Consider the following 14,776-nt stretch of genomic DNA (forward strand, 5'->3'; position numbering starts at 1 on the left):
CCGCGCCATGGCGATCGAACCGGCCGTGCTTTTGCTCGACGAGCCGTTCGGCGCGCTCGATGCCCAGGTGCGCCGCGAACTGCGCCGCTGGCTGCGCGACATCCACGACGCCACCGGCCACACCACGGTCTTCGTCACCCATGACCAGGAAGAGGCGCTGGAGCTTGCCGACCGCGTCGTGGTGATGAGCCAGGGCCGCATCGAGCAGGTTGGCACCGCCGACGAGATCTACGACACGCCGAACTCGCCCTTCGTCTATGGCTTCATCGGCGAATCGAGCTCGATCCCGGTCAAGGTCGAGGACGGCCAGGTCTGGATCGCCGACCGGCCGATCGGGCTTTCCGCGCCGCACGCACCGCAAGGTGAAGCGACGCTGTTCTTCCGCCCGCACGACGTCGATCTGGTGGAAGAATGCAACGGCTGCATCGCCGGCACGGTTGTCGCCAGCCGCCGCGTCGCCGGCACCAGGCGGGTCGAGCTCGAAATCGGCGGCGAACGCCAGCGGGTCGAGATCGAGTTGCCAGTCGACCATCCGGCGGCGCAGAAAAGCCGGGTGGCTTTCAGGCCGCGGCGCTGGAAGCTTTTTCCGGCTGCTTGATCCTCTTTTAGGCGCTACACCAGCCAGTTCTCGACCTTCAGGCCTTTGATCCGGTTGAACTCGCCGGTGTTGGCGGTCACCAGGGTAGTTCCCAGTGCATAGGCGTGGGCAGCAATAAAAAGGTCGTTTTGGCCGATGGTCTGGCCCCTGCCTTCCAGCTCTGCGCGAATCGCGCCGTACTCGGCATCTACCGGCACATCGAGCGGCAAGACAGGAATCTCAGCCAGCAATTCCTCGACCTTCTTGAGCAACTTGGCCGACTCTTTCCTGGCGCAGCCATATCGCAGTTCCGAGGCGACCACGATGCTGGTACACACGGCGGCGTCTCCCACGCGCAGGGCGGCGGCGGCGGCTTTCCCGGCCGGATTTCGGATCATGTCGCTGATAATGTTCGTGTCCAGCATGAACCGCATCAAAAAAATTCCTCGGATTTGACAGGCATATCCTCGACTTCGGGAAAGTCCTCCTCGGAACCGGGGGGCGGCTCTTTCGCCCATTGCGCGAGCAGCGCCGTGAGGCCGGGTTTGCGAACCGGCTCGATGATCAGGCGGTCGCCTTCACGACTGATCAAGACCTTTTCGCCGGGAAGTTCGAACTCGACAGGAATGCGCACCGCCTGACTGCGATTGTTACGAAACAGCTTCGCCTCTTTCGGCGGGGTTGTTGAATGGCGGCGTTGAGGCATGACGATAGCTCCTTGTATATACCATTTGTATATGCCAGACCGCGCGGCGATGCAATCGCCATCGCGTTGGCCGGCCGGGAACCATCGTGCACGCCGACGGCATCGGCACCGCTGCCAAGCTGCCCGGAAGACTCTGCCTGAAAGAAAAAACTAGAAATCCTCCACAGCGGGAATATTTCTTCTATCGACAACGTGGAGCGGCCGCTCTGCCTGCCTCGTCGCGCACAATGCCTTGCCGCTATAGTCCGGCAATAAGCGCACGCATTGGAGCCTTGTTTTCATGAAGCGATTTTTGCTTGGCGTCGCCACATTGGCCGGCCTGTTCCTCGCATCCTCCCAAGCCTGGTCGGCCGACAAATTGCTGAACGCTTCTTACGATGTCGGCCGCGAGCTGTTTGCGCAGGTCAACAAGGCGTTCGTCGCCGGCCACCCAGGCGTCACCATCGATCAGTCGCATGCCGGGACGTCTGCGCAGGCACGTGCCATCGCCGAGGGCCTCGGCGCCGATGTGGTCACCTTCAACCAGGTCCTCGACATCGACTTCCTGGTCAGGAAGGGTCTCATCTCCGCGGATTGGCAGAAAGATTTTCCCGACAACGCCTCGCCCTTCTATTCGCTGCCCTCCTTCCTGGTGCGCGCCGGCAATCCGAAGCACATCAAGGATTGGAACGATCTCGTGCGCGACGACGTCCAGGTGATCTTCCCCAATCCGAAAACCTCCGGCAATGCCCGGTACACCTACCTTGCGGCCACCGCCTACGCCAAGGAAGCCTTCAAGGGCGACGACGCCAAGGTGAAGGAATTCGTCACCAAGCTGTTCAACAACGTACCGATCTTCGACAGCGGCGGACGCGCCGCGACCACCACTTTCGTGCAGCGCGAGATCGGCGACGTGCTGATCACCTTTGAGTCGGAAACGCGCGGCGTCCGCAAGGAGTATGGCGAGGACAAATTCGAGCAGGTGACGCCCTCGGTCAGCCTTTTGGCCGAGTTTCCGGTGGCGATCGTCGACACGATCGCCGACGAGCATGGCACGCGCGACCTCGCCAAGACCTATCTCGACTTCCTTTATACGCTGGAGGGCCAGGACATCGCCGCCCGCAACGGCCTGCGGACCCGCGACGCGACGGTCGCCGCCAAGTACAAGGCTGAGTTTCCCGATGTCCGCCTATTGACGGTGGAGGATGTCTTCGGCGGCTGGGCCAAGGTCCAGGCCGAGCATTTCGCCGCTGGCGGCCTGCTCGACCAGACTTACGGCAGCCGCTGACGTCTGCAACCTCGTGAACTGATTGAAAGCGGGCGTTTGCCGGCTTTCTTCATTTGCTCGCCGAAAACGTGGCCTCCGCCCGTTCCGGACGCCCGCCCTCCAAAACGTTACGAAGAATCAACGCGTTTGCGCGCAATATGTCTTCGGGCGGCCTGTCTGCGCGAACGGCATCGCACGGCCAAACCGTCATTATTTGCACACAAACAGCCGCCAGATGCGGGTGGTTGGGGCTTAATGGGTTGACTCGGGCATGCTTACCAAAAAAGGCAAATACGGCCTCAAGGCTCTCGTGCATCTGTCCGGCCTGCCGGTCGGCCAGCTCGCATTCGTCAACGACATTGCGGTCGCCAACAACATCCCCAAGAAATTCCTGGATGCCATCCTGGGCGAGTTGCGCAATGCCGGCTTCGTCCAGAGCCGCAAGGGCAAGGAAGGCGGTTACCGCCTCGCCCGTCCCGCTTCCGAAATCAAGATCGGCCATGTCGTGCGTGTCCTCGACGGGCCGCTGGCGCCGATCCCTTGCGCCAGCCGCACACAATACCAGCGCTGCGAGGATTGCGACGAGGCGACCTGCCAGGTCCGGCACATGATGCTGGAGGTGCGTCAGGCGATCGCAGAGGTGCTGGACAACCGCAGCCTCGCCGCCATGCGCGACGCCGACAATGACGATTTCCCGGTCGAGCTGACGTCGCAGATTTAAATCTAGCATCAGGCCGGGCGCTTCACCGCCCCTAGCGGCGAGCGTGCCACTACCGGCGTCGACTGGATGATCGCCGTATTGGTCATCGCATGGGGAATGATCCGGTCGATCACCCGCTCGAGCTCGGCGACCGAGCCGACATGCGCCAAAGCGATGAAACAGTCTTCGCCGGTCACCCTGTCGCATTGGGCGATTTCCGGTAGGTCGCGGATGATTTCGGCCACGACAGCGAGTTGCCCCGGCACCGGCCTGATGCGCAGCCATGCCGACAGCTTCATGCCGAGCGCCGCCGGACTGATACGCACCGTATAGGCCTCGATCACACCGCTTTCCTGCAGCCGCTTGATGCGCTCGGCCACGCTCGGCGCCGACAGGCCGACCGATCGCGCCAGTTCGGCGGTGCTGGTGCGCGCATCCTCTTCCAGCAGGCGCAGGATTTTCAGATCCGCCGGGTCCAGATCGGTATTTTCATTTCGAAGGCGTTTCAGCGCAATGCTCCTTGCTTTCGGAAAGGAAATGGCCGCAATGCCCGGCCATCATCCATATCAATGGCAAAAATCGCCTGCGATACTGATCCCATGCAAGATCGGACGCAAGCCCCCGCAGCAAGTCCGGCACTCGCCGGCCCCGCCTTTACCTTGGCAAACGCGGTCCCGCCGCATCTCTGGTTCGGCGTCAGCGCCGTGTTCCACTATCTCGGACCGGCCTTGGCGGTGCTGCTGTTCCCGCATGTCGGCGTGCTGGGCATGGCTTGGCTGCGCATCGCCACCGCGGCACTCGTCTTTGCCCCATTGACCCGGCCATGGGCGGTCTTCGCCCGCGCCGATCGCTCGACGCGGTTGTTGCTTGTGGCTTTCGGCGTCTGCCTTGGGGTGATGAATTGCTCGTTTTACCTGGCGCTCGACCGGCTGCCGATCTCGCTGGTGGCGGCGATCGAATTCGTCGGCACCATCGGCGTTGCGCTTGTTGGCCTCAGAAGCCCGCGCAATCTCGCCGCCCTCGCAATCGCTGTCGCCGGCACCCTGTTGCTGATCGACGTCAAATGGTCGAGCGATCCCGTCGGCCTGTTCTGGGCCTTCCTCAACGGCACGCTGTTCGTTGGCTACATCGTGCTCGGCCACCGTATCGCGCGCGGCGGCGCCGGCGATGGCATCGCCGGGCTGGGTGCCGCCATGGCGGTCGCCCTTCTCGTCGTTCTGCCGATCGGTTTCGCCGATGCTCTGCCGGCTTTCTCGGCGCCGCCGCTGCTGTTTGCGGCGGTCGGCGTCGGCATCTGCTCGTCGGTCATTCCCTATATTTGCGACCAGCTTGCCATGTCGCGGCTGCCGCGCTCCAGCTTCGCGCTGATGCTGTCTTTGCTGCCGGTCACCGCGACGTTGATCGGCGTCATTGTGCTGCGGCAGGTGCCAAGCCTCACCGACTGCATCAGCATCGCGCTGGTGGTGGCCGGCGTCGCCCTTCACAAACCGGCGCCGGCGCCCACCTGATCAGGCCAGCTTCTCCTTGAGGAAAGCGATCGTCCGGCCCCAGGCGAGGTCAGCCGCCTTCTTGTCGTAGCGGGCCGCCGACGTGTCGTTGTTGAAGGCATGGTTGGCGCCTTCATAGACATAGACCGAGTATTCGACATGAGCCGCGTCGAGTGCCTTCTTGAAGGCATCGATGCCGGCATTGGTGCGGGTGTCGAGCCCGGCATAATGCAGCATGAGCGCGGCCTTGATCTTCGGCACGTCCTCGGCCTTTGGCTGCATGCCGTAATAGGCGACGGCCGCGGCGAGGTCCGGCGCGTTGACGGCCAGCATGTTCACCGTGCCGCCGCCCCAGCAGAAGCCGACGGCGCCGACCTTGCCGTTGCCGTCCTTGTAGCCTTTGAGGTAGGTGACGGTTGCCACGGCATTGGCGGCGACCTGTGCTGGATCGAGCTGGGAAAACAGGTCACGTGCCCTGTTTTCATCGTCCGGCGTGCCGCCGAGCGGTGTCATGAAGTCCGGCGCAAGCGCTACGAACCCTTCCAGCGCCACGCGCCGCGCCACATCGCGAATATGCGGGTTGAGCCCCCTGTTCTCGTGCACCACGATGACGGTGCCAAGCTTGCCGGTCTGGTCCGCCGGCTTGACCAGATAGCCCTTCATCTCGCCGCCCCTGCCGGGATAGCTGATGTCCTCGCCTTTCACACGCGGATCGTCTTCGGCGACGATTGCCGCCTGGGCCGAATTCGCCGCCAGCAGCGGCGCGATCGCGGCCGCTGCCGCACCCGATCCGGCAAGCCTGGTCAACTGCTCCATGAAGCGCCGCCGGTCGAGCGTCAGGTGCGTGTATTCGTCATAGGCATCGATCATCGCCTGGGTAATGACAGGCTCGGCGGCAGTGGGTCCGGCAGGTATTGTCATGGCGCGCTCCTCGTCGGCGCCCCCCGCGGCAACATAGAGCCGAAGCTTGCCTGGTCCAGTCACGGCTGAGTGAGGCTGCCATACGTCCCTGCACGAGGGCCGTGATGCCGCGCGCCCCACTGTCGTTAAATTTTGGTCCTTTGTGGCAATGCTAAATGCACGCACCACCATATAAAACAAACTTACCAGGCTAGGCCTCGCTCGCGCCATTTGGTGAGGAAAGAATGCCTGATTGACGACGAAGGAATTACGCCCATGACCTTTCCCTCCCCGCTTCTGGCAAGTGGGTTCGCCCTCGCCGCTATGGCTTTGCTGGCGCTGCGGTTCACTGCCTTCACCGCCTTCAAACGATCGTTGATCAAAATCCGCGTCAACCGGCACCCGGCCGCAAACACCAAAGCCTGAGGAAAGGTCATGGACGTTCAGGACATCATCAACACCGTCTCCCAGAAATCCGGTCTCAACCAGGCTTTGACGGAAAAGATCGCCGGCACGATTTTCTCGGTGCTCGAACACGAGGCGGAAGGCACGACTCTGTCCAGCTTCTTTGCCAAAATCCCGGGAGCCGACGCCCTGGCCAAGCAATATGATGTCATGGCTCCCGGCGCAGCTTCCGGTGGTGGCCTCCTGTCCTCGCTGGAGGGCGCGCTCGGCGGCGCTCTCGGCGAAAAGACCGGCGCGTTGATCAACGGCGTCGCCATACTCAAGGCATCAGGCCTTACGCTCGCACAGATCAGCCAGGCCGGCACGATGCTGGTCCAGCAGGCCGAGGCAGCCGCCGGCCCGCAGCTGACCAGTGAGGTACTTGCATCGGTACCCGACCTGAAAGGGCATCTCGGGCTCTGAAGGAACTTCTCTATTTCGGCAGCGTATAAGCCATCACATAGTCGCCCGGCTTGGTACCGACCGAGCCGTGGCCGCCGGCAACGATGACGACGAACTGGCGTCCGTCGGCTACCGTGTAGGTCATCGGTGTCGACTGCCCGCCCGCCGGCAGCCGCGCCTGCCAGAGCTGTTTGCCGGTCGTCAGGTCATAGGCGCGCACATAGTCATCGACTGCCGCACCGAGGAAGGCGACGCCGCCGGCAGTGATCATCGGCCCGCCAATGCCGGGCACGCCGACCTTGAACGGCAGCGGCAGCGGCGTCATGTCGTAGACGGTGCCGTTGCGATGCTTGTAGACGATCTTGCCGGTCCGAAGGTCGGCACCCGCCACATAGCCCCAGGGCGGCGCCTGGCAGGGAATGCCGAGCGGCGACAGGAACGGCTTCAATATCACTGCGTAAGGCGCACCGTCATTGCGGTTCAGGCCCTGTTCGCTGCCCTTGGTGTCGCCTGGCGGCGGCACGTCGGCGCGCGGCACCAGCTTGGAGATGAACGCCAGGTATGTCGGCATGCCGAACATCACCTGCCGGACCGGATCGACTGCCACGCCGCCCCAGTTGAAGGTGCCGAAATTGCCGGGGTAGATCAGCGAGCCCTGCAGCGACGGCGGCGTGTAGCGGCCCTCATAGCGCAACTTCCGGAGCTCGATCCGGCAGGCCAGCTGGTCGAACATGGTGATGCCCCACATATCCGCGCCGGTCAGCGGTTTCGGACTGAAGCTGAGATCCGAGACCGGCTGCGTCGGCGAGGTATGGTCGCCTTCGATCGCGCCGCCCGGCGCCGGCACTTCCTTGACCGGAACGATCGGCTCGCCGCTGCGCCGGTCGAGCACATAGAGGTCGCCCTGCTTGGTCGGCCCGACCAGCGCCGGCACCACGCCACTTTCCGTGGTGATGTCGACCAGCGTCGGCTGCGCCGGCACGTCCATGTCCCAGAGATCGTGGTGCACGGTCTGCCGCACCCAGCGCAATTGTCCGCTGTTGAGATCGAGCGCGGTGATCGAAGAGGAGAATTTCTCGTCATTGGCGCTGCGTCCGGCACCGAGTTGGTCCGGCGTCTTGTTGCCGAGCGGCACATAAAGCAGCCCGAGCTTCTCGTCGACGCTCGCCGTCGACCACATGTTGGGTGAGTTGTTGGTGTAGGTCTGGTCCGGCGGCAGCGGCGTCGTCTGGTCCGGATTGCCGGAATCCCAATTCCACAACAGCGCGCCGGTGTCGGCATCGTAGGCACGGATGACCCCGGACGGCTCCTGCGTCGAATAATTGTCGTTGACCGCGCCGCCGACGATGATCTTGTTGGCGACGATCAGCGGCGCCGAGGTCGAATAATAATAGCCCGGCTTCGGATATGGCATGTTGGCGAGCAGGTTCAGCGTGCCGCCTTCGGCGAAAGTCGGGCAGACCTGGCCATTCGCCGCATCGAGCGCGATCAGCCGGGCGTCGGATGTCGGCAGGTAGATGCGTGTGGCGCAGGGCTGGCCAGCGGCGACCTTGGCATCGGCATAATAGGACACGCCGCGGCAGGTCTGGTGCTGGCGGTCCTTGTTGAGCTTGACCTGCGGATCGAAGCGCCAGTTCTCCTTGCCGCTCGCGGCATCGATGGCGATGGCGAAATTATGCGGCGTGCAGATGTAGAGCGTGTCGGCGATTTTTAGCGGCGTCACCTGATAGGTCGTCTCGCCGATGTCGTCGGGCCCTTTCACGTCGCCGGTGCGATAGGTCCAGGCCGGCTGCAGATTGGCAACGTTTTCGGCGGTGATCTGGTCGAGCGGCGAATAACGCTGGCCATATTGCGTGCGACCGTAATAGTGCCATTCGCCAGCCGGCACGTTGCCGCCGAGATCGGCCGTCGGCGTCACCTTGTCGGTGTTGAGTTCACCCGCAATATCCTTTGGATCGGTCGTCATCGAATAGCCGGCGACCGCAAGCGAGGCCAGCACGGCGAGGATCAGCGGCGCGCGTCCGTCGGGACCGGTAAGCCCGCGCCGCGCCCATGGCGTCAACAGCCATAGCGCGACAAGCACGATGATGCCGCCGCGCGGGCCGAGCTCCCACCAGTCGAAGCCGACCTCCCAGACCGCCCAGGCGAGCGTGCCGAGCACGATCGCCGCATAGAGCCACAGCGCCGTGGATCTGCGCCTGTAGAGCAGCCAGGCCGCGACAAGGAAAGCTAGACCGACGATGACATAGTACCAGCTGCCCCCCAGCGTCACGAGCCAGATGCCGCCGCCGCCAACTGCCAGGCCGATGAGGAAAAGGATCAGGGAGGTGATGACCACAGCCAAGACGGTGCTCCTTCGACTGGTGCGCTCCGCGACGCGTCCATGGGCAACCCCGCATTGCGTTCCTGCCCCCACGCAACTTTCTCCGGCCCGCCTCCCCTGTCAAGCAAGCTCGGCGTTTTACGGCGCCGGCCTATCGCAAGCCCGGCGTTTTGGTTAGCGGACCCATTCAGATTGTGAGTCTACCGGCTGGACAGAGAACAAAACGGAGACACTTCTGGCCTTTCGCTGCCGAATCACTACATTCGGGGGGAGATGTCCGGCTTTTCGGAAGACATGCCCTTTTTTGACGAACCGAACGCGCGGCCCGTGGCCCCGTCGGGCATTGCCGCGCGCGCCATGGCTGCCCGCAGCAACCAGAACAACGCGCCCGATTATCTCAACGGCCTCAATCCCGAGCAGCGGCTGGCGGTGGAAACCACCGAAGGCCCGGTGCTGGTGCTGGCCGGCGCCGGCACCGGCAAAACGCGCGTCCTGACCACCCGCATCGCCCACATCCTTGCCACCGGCAAGGCTTTCCCCTCGCAGATCCTCGCCGTCACCTTCACCAACAAGGCGGCGCGCGAGATGAAGCAGCGCATCGGCCTGTTGATCGGCGAAGGCAATGTCGAGGGCATGCCGTGGCTCGGCACCTTCCACTCGATTGGAGTGAAGCTGCTGCGCAGACATGCCGAGCTGGCCGGGCTCAAATCCGACTTCACCATTCTCGACACCGATGATGTCGTGCGCCTGATCAAGCAGCTTATCCAGGCCGAAGGGCTGGACGACAAGCGCTGGCCGGCCAAGCAGTTCGCCCAGATGATCGACGGCTGGAAGAACAAGGGCCTTGGCCCCGCCGACATCCCCGAGGGCGATGCCCGTGCCTTCGCCAACGGCAAGGGCCGCGAGCTCTACAAGGCCTACCAGGAGCGGCTGAAAACGCTGAACGCTTGCGACTTCGGCGATCTCCTGTGCCACCCGATCCGCATCTTCCGCGCCAATCCGGACGTGCTGAAGGAATACCACAGGCGCTTCCGCTACATCCTCGTCGACGAGTATCAGGACACCAACACCGCCCAGTACATGTGGCTGCGGCTGCTGGCACAGCGGCCTCAATCCTCCCCCCTTGAGGGGGAGGTGCCCGCGAAGCGGGCGGAGGGGGTTGCCGCAGAAGGCACCGCTAGAGCGTCGAGCACTGCCGCCGGTAGGTCGAGCACTGCCGCACGGACCCCACCCGACCGGGCGTCGCCCGGCCACCCTCCCCTCAAGGGGGAGGGAAGCCCGCACCTGTCCACCGTAAATATCTGCTGCGTCGGCGACGACGACCAGTCGATCTATGGCTGGCGCGGCGCCGAGGTCGACAACATCCTGCGCTTCGACAAGGATTTTCCCGGCGCCACCATCATAAGGCTGGAGCGCAACTATCGCTCGACCGCGCACATCCTCGGCACCGCCTCCCACCTCATCGCGCACAATGAGGGCCGCTTCGGCAAGACGCTGTTCACCGAAAAGATCGCCGAGGACGACGAGAAGGTACATGTCCATGCCGCCTGGGATTCCGAAGAGGAGGCCCGCGCCGTCGGCGAGACCATCGAGGCCTATCAGCGCCAGAAGCACAATCTCAACGACATGGCGATCCTCGTCCGCGCGTCCTTCCAGATGCGCGAATTCGAGGACCGCTTCGTCACGCTCGGCCTCAACTACCGCGTCATCGGCGGCCCGCGCTTCTACGAGCGCCTCGAAATCCGCGATGCGCTGGCCTTCTTCCGCGTCGTCGCACAAGGCGCCGACGACCTCGCCTTCGAGCGCATCGTCAACGTGCCGAAGCGCGGCCTTGGCGAGGCCACCATCCGCCAGATCCACGACACCGCACGGGCGCTGCGCATCCCGATGCTGGAGGCGGCGGCAAAACTCGCCGAAAGCGACGAGCTGAAGCCGAAGCCGCGCGCCGCACTGCGCGAGGTATCGGCCAATTTCGAGCGCTGGCAGAAGGCGCTGGAAACCACGCCGCACACCGAGCTCGCCGAGACCATTCTCGAGGAGAGCGGCTACACCGACATGTGGAAGAACGACCGTTCGATCGAAGCGCCCGGTCGGCTCGAGAACTTAAAAGAACTGATCCGCTCCATGGAGGAGTATGAATCGCTGCGCTCCTTCCTCGAACATGTCGCCTTGGTGATGGACGCCGAGCAGAACGCCGAGCTCGATGCCGTCAACATCATGACGCTGCATTCGGCCAAGGGCCTGGAATTCGAAACCGTGTTCCTGCCCGGCTGGGAGGAAGGCCTGTTCCCGCACCAACGGTCACTGGACGAAGGCGGCCGCTCCGGGCTGGAGGAAGAGCGCCGCCTTGCCTATGTCGGCCTGACCCGCGCCAAGAAGAACCTGCATCTGTGGTTCGTCTCCAACCGCCGCATCCGCGGTCTGTGGCAATCGACCATTCCCTCACGCTTCCTCGAAGAACTGCCGGAAGCCCATGTCGAAGCTTCCGAGAGCGGCAACAGCTACGGCGGTTACGGCAATTCCTACGGCGGCGGCTCGTTCGCCTCCGGTCGCGGCGGCCAAGGGGCAGGCAGGCAGAACCCCTATGGGGCGTCGCGCTTCGACAACATAGGCGGCAATTCCGGCGCCGAGAAATCCGGCGCTTTCTCCAGCACCTATGCGACGCCGGGCTGGCAGCGCGCTCAGGCGAACCGCACCGAGGCGACCGACCGCAATTGGGGCACCCGCTCCGGCCACCAGGTCGAGCGCATCGGCTATGGCGAAACCGACTCCGGCTACGGCGCCGGCCGCACCTCGGTCAAGGGCCGCACCATCGACGGCGAGCTGGTCGCCAAATCCGTCGCCGACACGCCATCCCCCTTCAGCGTCGGCGACCGCGTCTTCCACCAGAAATTCGGCAACGGCAACATTGCCGCCATCGAAGGCAACAAGCTGACCATCGACTTCGACAAGGCCGGCCAGAAACGCGTGCTGGACGGGTTTGTGACGGGGGTTTGAGGTCGCCGGTCACCGATACCGCGCCTGGTTCCACTTGTGGCCGAGCAGCGACAGAATGATGATCAGCCCGTTGAAGAACTGGACATAGAAGCCGCTCAGGCCTGCCGCGACGACGCCGGTCTGGATGAAGGAGACCGTGACCGCGCCGATCGCGCCGCCGACGACGGTGCCGATGCCCCCCCAGGTCGGGGTGCCGCCGACGAACACCGATGCCAGCACCGGCAGGAGATAGCCGTCGCCGGCGGTCGGCCACCAGGTGAAGTTGATCATCACCGAGAACGTGCCGGCGATTGCCGCGCCGATGCCGACGAAGACGAACACTTTTACCCGCACGCGCTTGACGTCGATACCCATCTGCTGGGCGCTGTCGGGATTGTCGCCGACCACCTTGACCTGCGCGCCGAAGCGATGGCGGTTGTAAAGCAGCGCCGACAGCACGACGAAGCCGATGGCCCAGAAGATCTGCACCGGAATGCCGTAAAGCTGGCTGGAGAAGATCTTGTAGGCCCAGCTGTCGGCAAGGCCGGTCAGCGCCGTCGACCTGCCCTCGTTGATGATCTGGATCAGGCCGCGCAGCAGGAAGTTCATGCCGAGCGTGGCGATCAGCGACGACAGCCCGCCATAAACGACCAGGGAGCCGACCAGGAAGCCGAGCAGCATGCCGGTGACCATTGCGGCGGCGATGCCGAGGAACGGGTCGTAGCCGGCCTGCACGACCAGCGCAAACACCCAGGAGGCAAAGCCCATGGTCGCCGGAAACGACAGGTCGATCTCGCCGCAAGTGACGACGAAGACCAGCGGCACCACCACGAACAGCGCCACCGGCAGCGTGGTGAGTACGGAGCTGTAGAGATACCAGGTGGTGAACACGACCGGGTTGGCGATCATGAACACCGCCATCATGACGATGAACACGGCCAACGTGCCGAGCGCAGCGCGGTTGTCGAGGATGAACCCGCGCAGCCAGTTGTCGGACGGGTGTCTCCACTCTTTCCCGGCGGTTTCGCCATGCGTGCCGCCGAGGGGGCTCTGCAGATCGGGTTCCATGGTCTTGCTCATCGTGCCGCCCTCCCCGCATCGCCCGCGTCGTGCAACCCCGGCAATCCGCTGGGGTGGGCGACGTCTTCCATGAAATTGATCAGATCCTCGGCCGATTTGACCTCGCTGCGGTCGGCGGTGAGCGCGACCTTGCCGCGGTCCAGCACCACGAAGCGATCGGCGATATCGAAGACGTGGTGGATGTTGTGGCCGATGAACAGGATCGAGCGACCGCTCGCCCGCACCTGGCGCACGAAGTGGAAGACCTTGGCGGTCTCGGTCAGCGATAGCGCGGTCGTCGGTTCGTCGAGGACTATCAGCTCCGCCTTCTTATAGATGGCCCGCGCGATCGCCACGCCCTGGCGTTCGCCGCCCGAGAGCTGGCCGACGATCGACTGTGGCGTGAACACTTTCGAGGTGAAGCCGATCTCGCGCATCAGCCGGCTCGCCTCCGCAATCTCCTTGTTGACCTTCAGCCAGCCAAGCCAGCTGGTGAGCTCGCGGCCCATGAAGATATTGCGCACGATCGTCTGCTGCACGGCGAGCGCCCGGTCCTGGAACACCGTTTCGATGCCGGCGTCGCGCGAGCGCGCAGGGCTCCATCCGGTCACCGGCTTGCCGCGGACGAGAATCTCACCGCTGGTCGGTTTGACCACGCCGGACAGGATCTTGATCAGCGTCGACTTGCCGGCGCCATTATCGCCGATCAGGCCGACCACCTCGCCGCGATCGACGCTGAGATTGACCCCGCCCAGCGCATAGACCTGGCCATAGGACTTGCTGATGTCGCGCAGTTCGATGATGCGTTCGGCCATGGCGATCCTCGCTTGATTGTCGCGTGCCGGCCTTTTCGCCGGCGGTCCCGCCGGCCGGGCTCGATCCCGGCCGGCGGCTTGGGAGGTCAGCGCAGCGCCTGCTTGGCGAGCTCGGCGACGATCTCGTAATTCTGCGGCGTGACGAAGCCGGCGCCGGTATCGACATTCATCGGCGCAAGGCCGAGCACCACCTGCTGGCAGAGGCTGAGGATCGGCAGATAGCCTTGCAGGAACGGCTGCTGGTCGGCCGTTAGTTGGACCCAGCCGCCCTTAAAGCCCTCGACGATCTGCGGGCTGGTATCGAAGCCGAAGTTGAAGATATCGCCCGGCTTCCTGCCCGCCGCCTGCATGTAAGTCGGGACGTTGCCCAGCATCTGTCCGCCGGGATAGCCGACCGCCTTGACGTCGGGATTGTTGAGCAGTGCCGCGGTGATCACCGGAAGGGCCAGATTGGGGTCGGAAGCCCATTCGCCGCTCGGCGGCGAGGAGAGCTGTATGACCTCGACACCCGCTTCCTTGAGGGCAGCGACAGTGCCGCGTTCTCGCGCGCCGCGGCTCTCGTTCTCGAACGGGCCGATCATGATTGCCTTGTCGCCGGCCTTGAGCCCGGCCAGCTTGACCGCCTCGGCGCCGAGCGCGCGGCCCTGCTGCTCCTGCTGGGCGCCGACATAGCCGCCACCGAACGCCGCCGTGACCGTCGGCACCGGCACGTTCTGGTACATCATCTTGATGCCGTCCTTGTGCGCCTGTTCGGCCAGCGGCATGATCGCGGCGTCGCCGGGGTGGCCCATCATGGCGATGCCTTGGGGCTTGACCGCGACAGCCTCGCGCAATTGCTGCACCATCTTCTCGACATCCCACTGGGAAAAGATGTAGTCGACCTTCGGCCCGAGATCGGCCGCCGCCTGCTTGGCGCCATTATAGACGATCGTGCCGAAGGCATCGCCCTCCGCCCCGCCGACGAAGAAACGGATATGGACATCCTTGCACCACTGGGCATCGAGCGCCTGCGCCGGCAAGGTCGAGAGTGCGGCGGCGAGCGCCATCGCGGCCGCCGCGACGGTCGAGCGCAGAACTGTCCTTCTCATCGTAATGCTCATGCACTTATCCTCCCTTTGTTCCCTCGCTAGCCGAGGGGTTT

At 64.1% G+C, this 14,776-nt stretch carries 15 protein-coding genes; 7 read left to right on the forward strand and 8 right to left on the reverse strand.

Annotated elements, in window-relative coordinates:
• Positions 1-598, forward strand: a 598-nt coding sequence (locus tag X760_RS64380; protein WP_023721146.1) for a TOBE-like domain-containing protein, incomplete at its 5' end; no start/stop codon positions are given.
• Between the two features lie 14 nt (positions 599-612).
• Here the strand turns inward: X760_RS64380 and X760_RS64385 are convergent.
• On the reverse strand, positions 613-1,014 hold the full coding sequence (locus X760_RS64385) for a type II toxin-antitoxin system VapC family toxin (RefSeq protein WP_245278671.1): 402 nt from the start codon (positions 1,012-1,014) through the stop codon (positions 613-615).
• On the reverse strand, positions 1,011-1,283 hold the full coding sequence (locus X760_RS64390) for an AbrB/MazE/SpoVT family DNA-binding domain-containing protein (protein ID WP_023721148.1): 273 nt from the start codon (positions 1,281-1,283) through the stop codon (positions 1,011-1,013). Before X760_RS64390 ends, X760_RS64385 begins: the two co-directional genes overlap by 4 nt.
• 280 nt (positions 1,284-1,563) lie before the next feature.
• Between X760_RS64390 and X760_RS64395 the strand changes: the two genes are divergently transcribed.
• On the forward strand, positions 1,564-2,550 hold the full coding sequence (locus X760_RS64395) for a sulfate ABC transporter substrate-binding protein (protein ID WP_023721149.1): 987 nt from the start codon (positions 1,564-1,566) through the stop codon (positions 2,548-2,550).
• Between the two features lie 250 nt (positions 2,551-2,800).
• On the forward strand, positions 2,801-3,250 hold the full coding sequence (locus tag X760_RS64400) for an Rrf2 family transcriptional regulator (RefSeq protein ID WP_006202816.1): 450 nt from the start codon (positions 2,801-2,803) through the stop codon (positions 3,248-3,250).
• 8 nt (positions 3,251-3,258) lie between these two features.
• Here X760_RS64400 and X760_RS64405 read toward each other — a convergent pair whose 3' ends face one another.
• Positions 3,259-3,738: an Lrp/AsnC family transcriptional regulator gene (locus X760_RS64405; protein WP_023721150.1), complete on the reverse strand. Its 480-nt coding sequence runs from the start codon at positions 3,736-3,738 to the stop codon at positions 3,259-3,261.
• 90 nt (positions 3,739-3,828) lie between these two features.
• Between X760_RS64405 and X760_RS64410 the strand changes: the two genes are divergently transcribed.
• Positions 3,829-4,737, forward strand: coding sequence for a DMT family transporter (locus X760_RS64410; RefSeq protein ID WP_023721151.1), 909 nt, complete (start codon positions 3,829-3,831; stop codon positions 4,735-4,737).
• Here X760_RS64410 and X760_RS64415 read toward each other — a convergent pair whose 3' ends face one another.
• A complete protein-coding gene (locus X760_RS64415) occupies positions 4,738-5,637 on the reverse strand; it encodes a dienelactone hydrolase family protein (RefSeq protein WP_023721152.1) in 900 nt (299 codons plus the stop codon).
• A 255-nt stretch (positions 5,638-5,892) separates the two neighbouring features.
• Here X760_RS64415 and X760_RS77310 point away from each other — a divergent pair, with 255 nt between their 5' ends.
• A complete protein-coding gene (locus X760_RS77310; RefSeq protein ID WP_023721153.1) occupies positions 5,893-6,042 on the forward strand; it encodes a hypothetical protein in 150 nt (49 codons plus the stop codon).
• A 9-nt stretch (positions 6,043-6,051) separates the two neighbouring features.
• A complete protein-coding gene (locus tag X760_RS64420) occupies positions 6,052-6,483 on the forward strand; it encodes a hypothetical protein (protein ID WP_023721154.1) in 432 nt (143 codons plus the stop codon).
• Positions 6,484-6,493: 10 nt separating this feature from the next.
• Here X760_RS64420 and X760_RS64425 read toward each other — a convergent pair whose 3' ends face one another.
• Positions 6,494-8,806: a glucose/quinate/shikimate family membrane-bound PQQ-dependent dehydrogenase gene (locus X760_RS64425; protein WP_023721155.1), complete on the reverse strand. Its 2,313-nt coding sequence runs from the start codon at positions 8,804-8,806 to the stop codon at positions 6,494-6,496.
• A 252-nt stretch (positions 8,807-9,058) separates the two neighbouring features.
• Between X760_RS64425 and X760_RS64430 the strand changes: the two genes are divergently transcribed.
• Positions 9,059-11,782, forward strand: a complete 2,724-nt coding sequence (locus X760_RS64430; RefSeq protein WP_023721156.1) for a UvrD-helicase domain-containing protein — start codon at positions 9,059-9,061, stop codon at positions 11,780-11,782.
• Between the two features lie 9 nt (positions 11,783-11,791).
• On the opposite strand, the gene X760_RS64435 is transcribed toward X760_RS64430, so the two are convergent.
• The 3 genes from X760_RS64435 to X760_RS64445 all read right to left on the reverse strand — a co-directional run bounded on the left by X760_RS64435 (position 11,792) and on the right by X760_RS64445 (position 14,735).
• Positions 11,792-12,841 (reverse strand): ABC transporter permease, encoded by a 1,050-nt coding sequence (locus tag X760_RS64435; RefSeq protein WP_023721157.1) that lies wholly within the window; start codon positions 12,839-12,841, stop codon positions 11,792-11,794.
• On the reverse strand, positions 12,838-13,635 hold the full coding sequence (locus tag X760_RS64440) for an ATP-binding cassette domain-containing protein (protein ID WP_023721158.1): 798 nt from the start codon (positions 13,633-13,635) through the stop codon (positions 12,838-12,840). The genes X760_RS64435 and X760_RS64440 overlap by 4 nt, the downstream gene beginning before the upstream one ends.
• Before the next feature lie 86 nt (positions 13,636-13,721).
• On the reverse strand, positions 13,722-14,735 hold the full coding sequence (locus X760_RS64445) for a substrate-binding domain-containing protein (protein WP_023676725.1): 1,014 nt from the start codon (positions 14,733-14,735) through the stop codon (positions 13,722-13,724).
• Positions 14,736-14,776: the final 41 nt, after the last annotated feature.

This window comes from Mesorhizobium sp. LSHC420B00 (assembly GCF_000503055.1).
Taxonomy (GTDB): Bacteria; Pseudomonadota; Alphaproteobacteria; order Rhizobiales; family Rhizobiaceae; genus Mesorhizobium.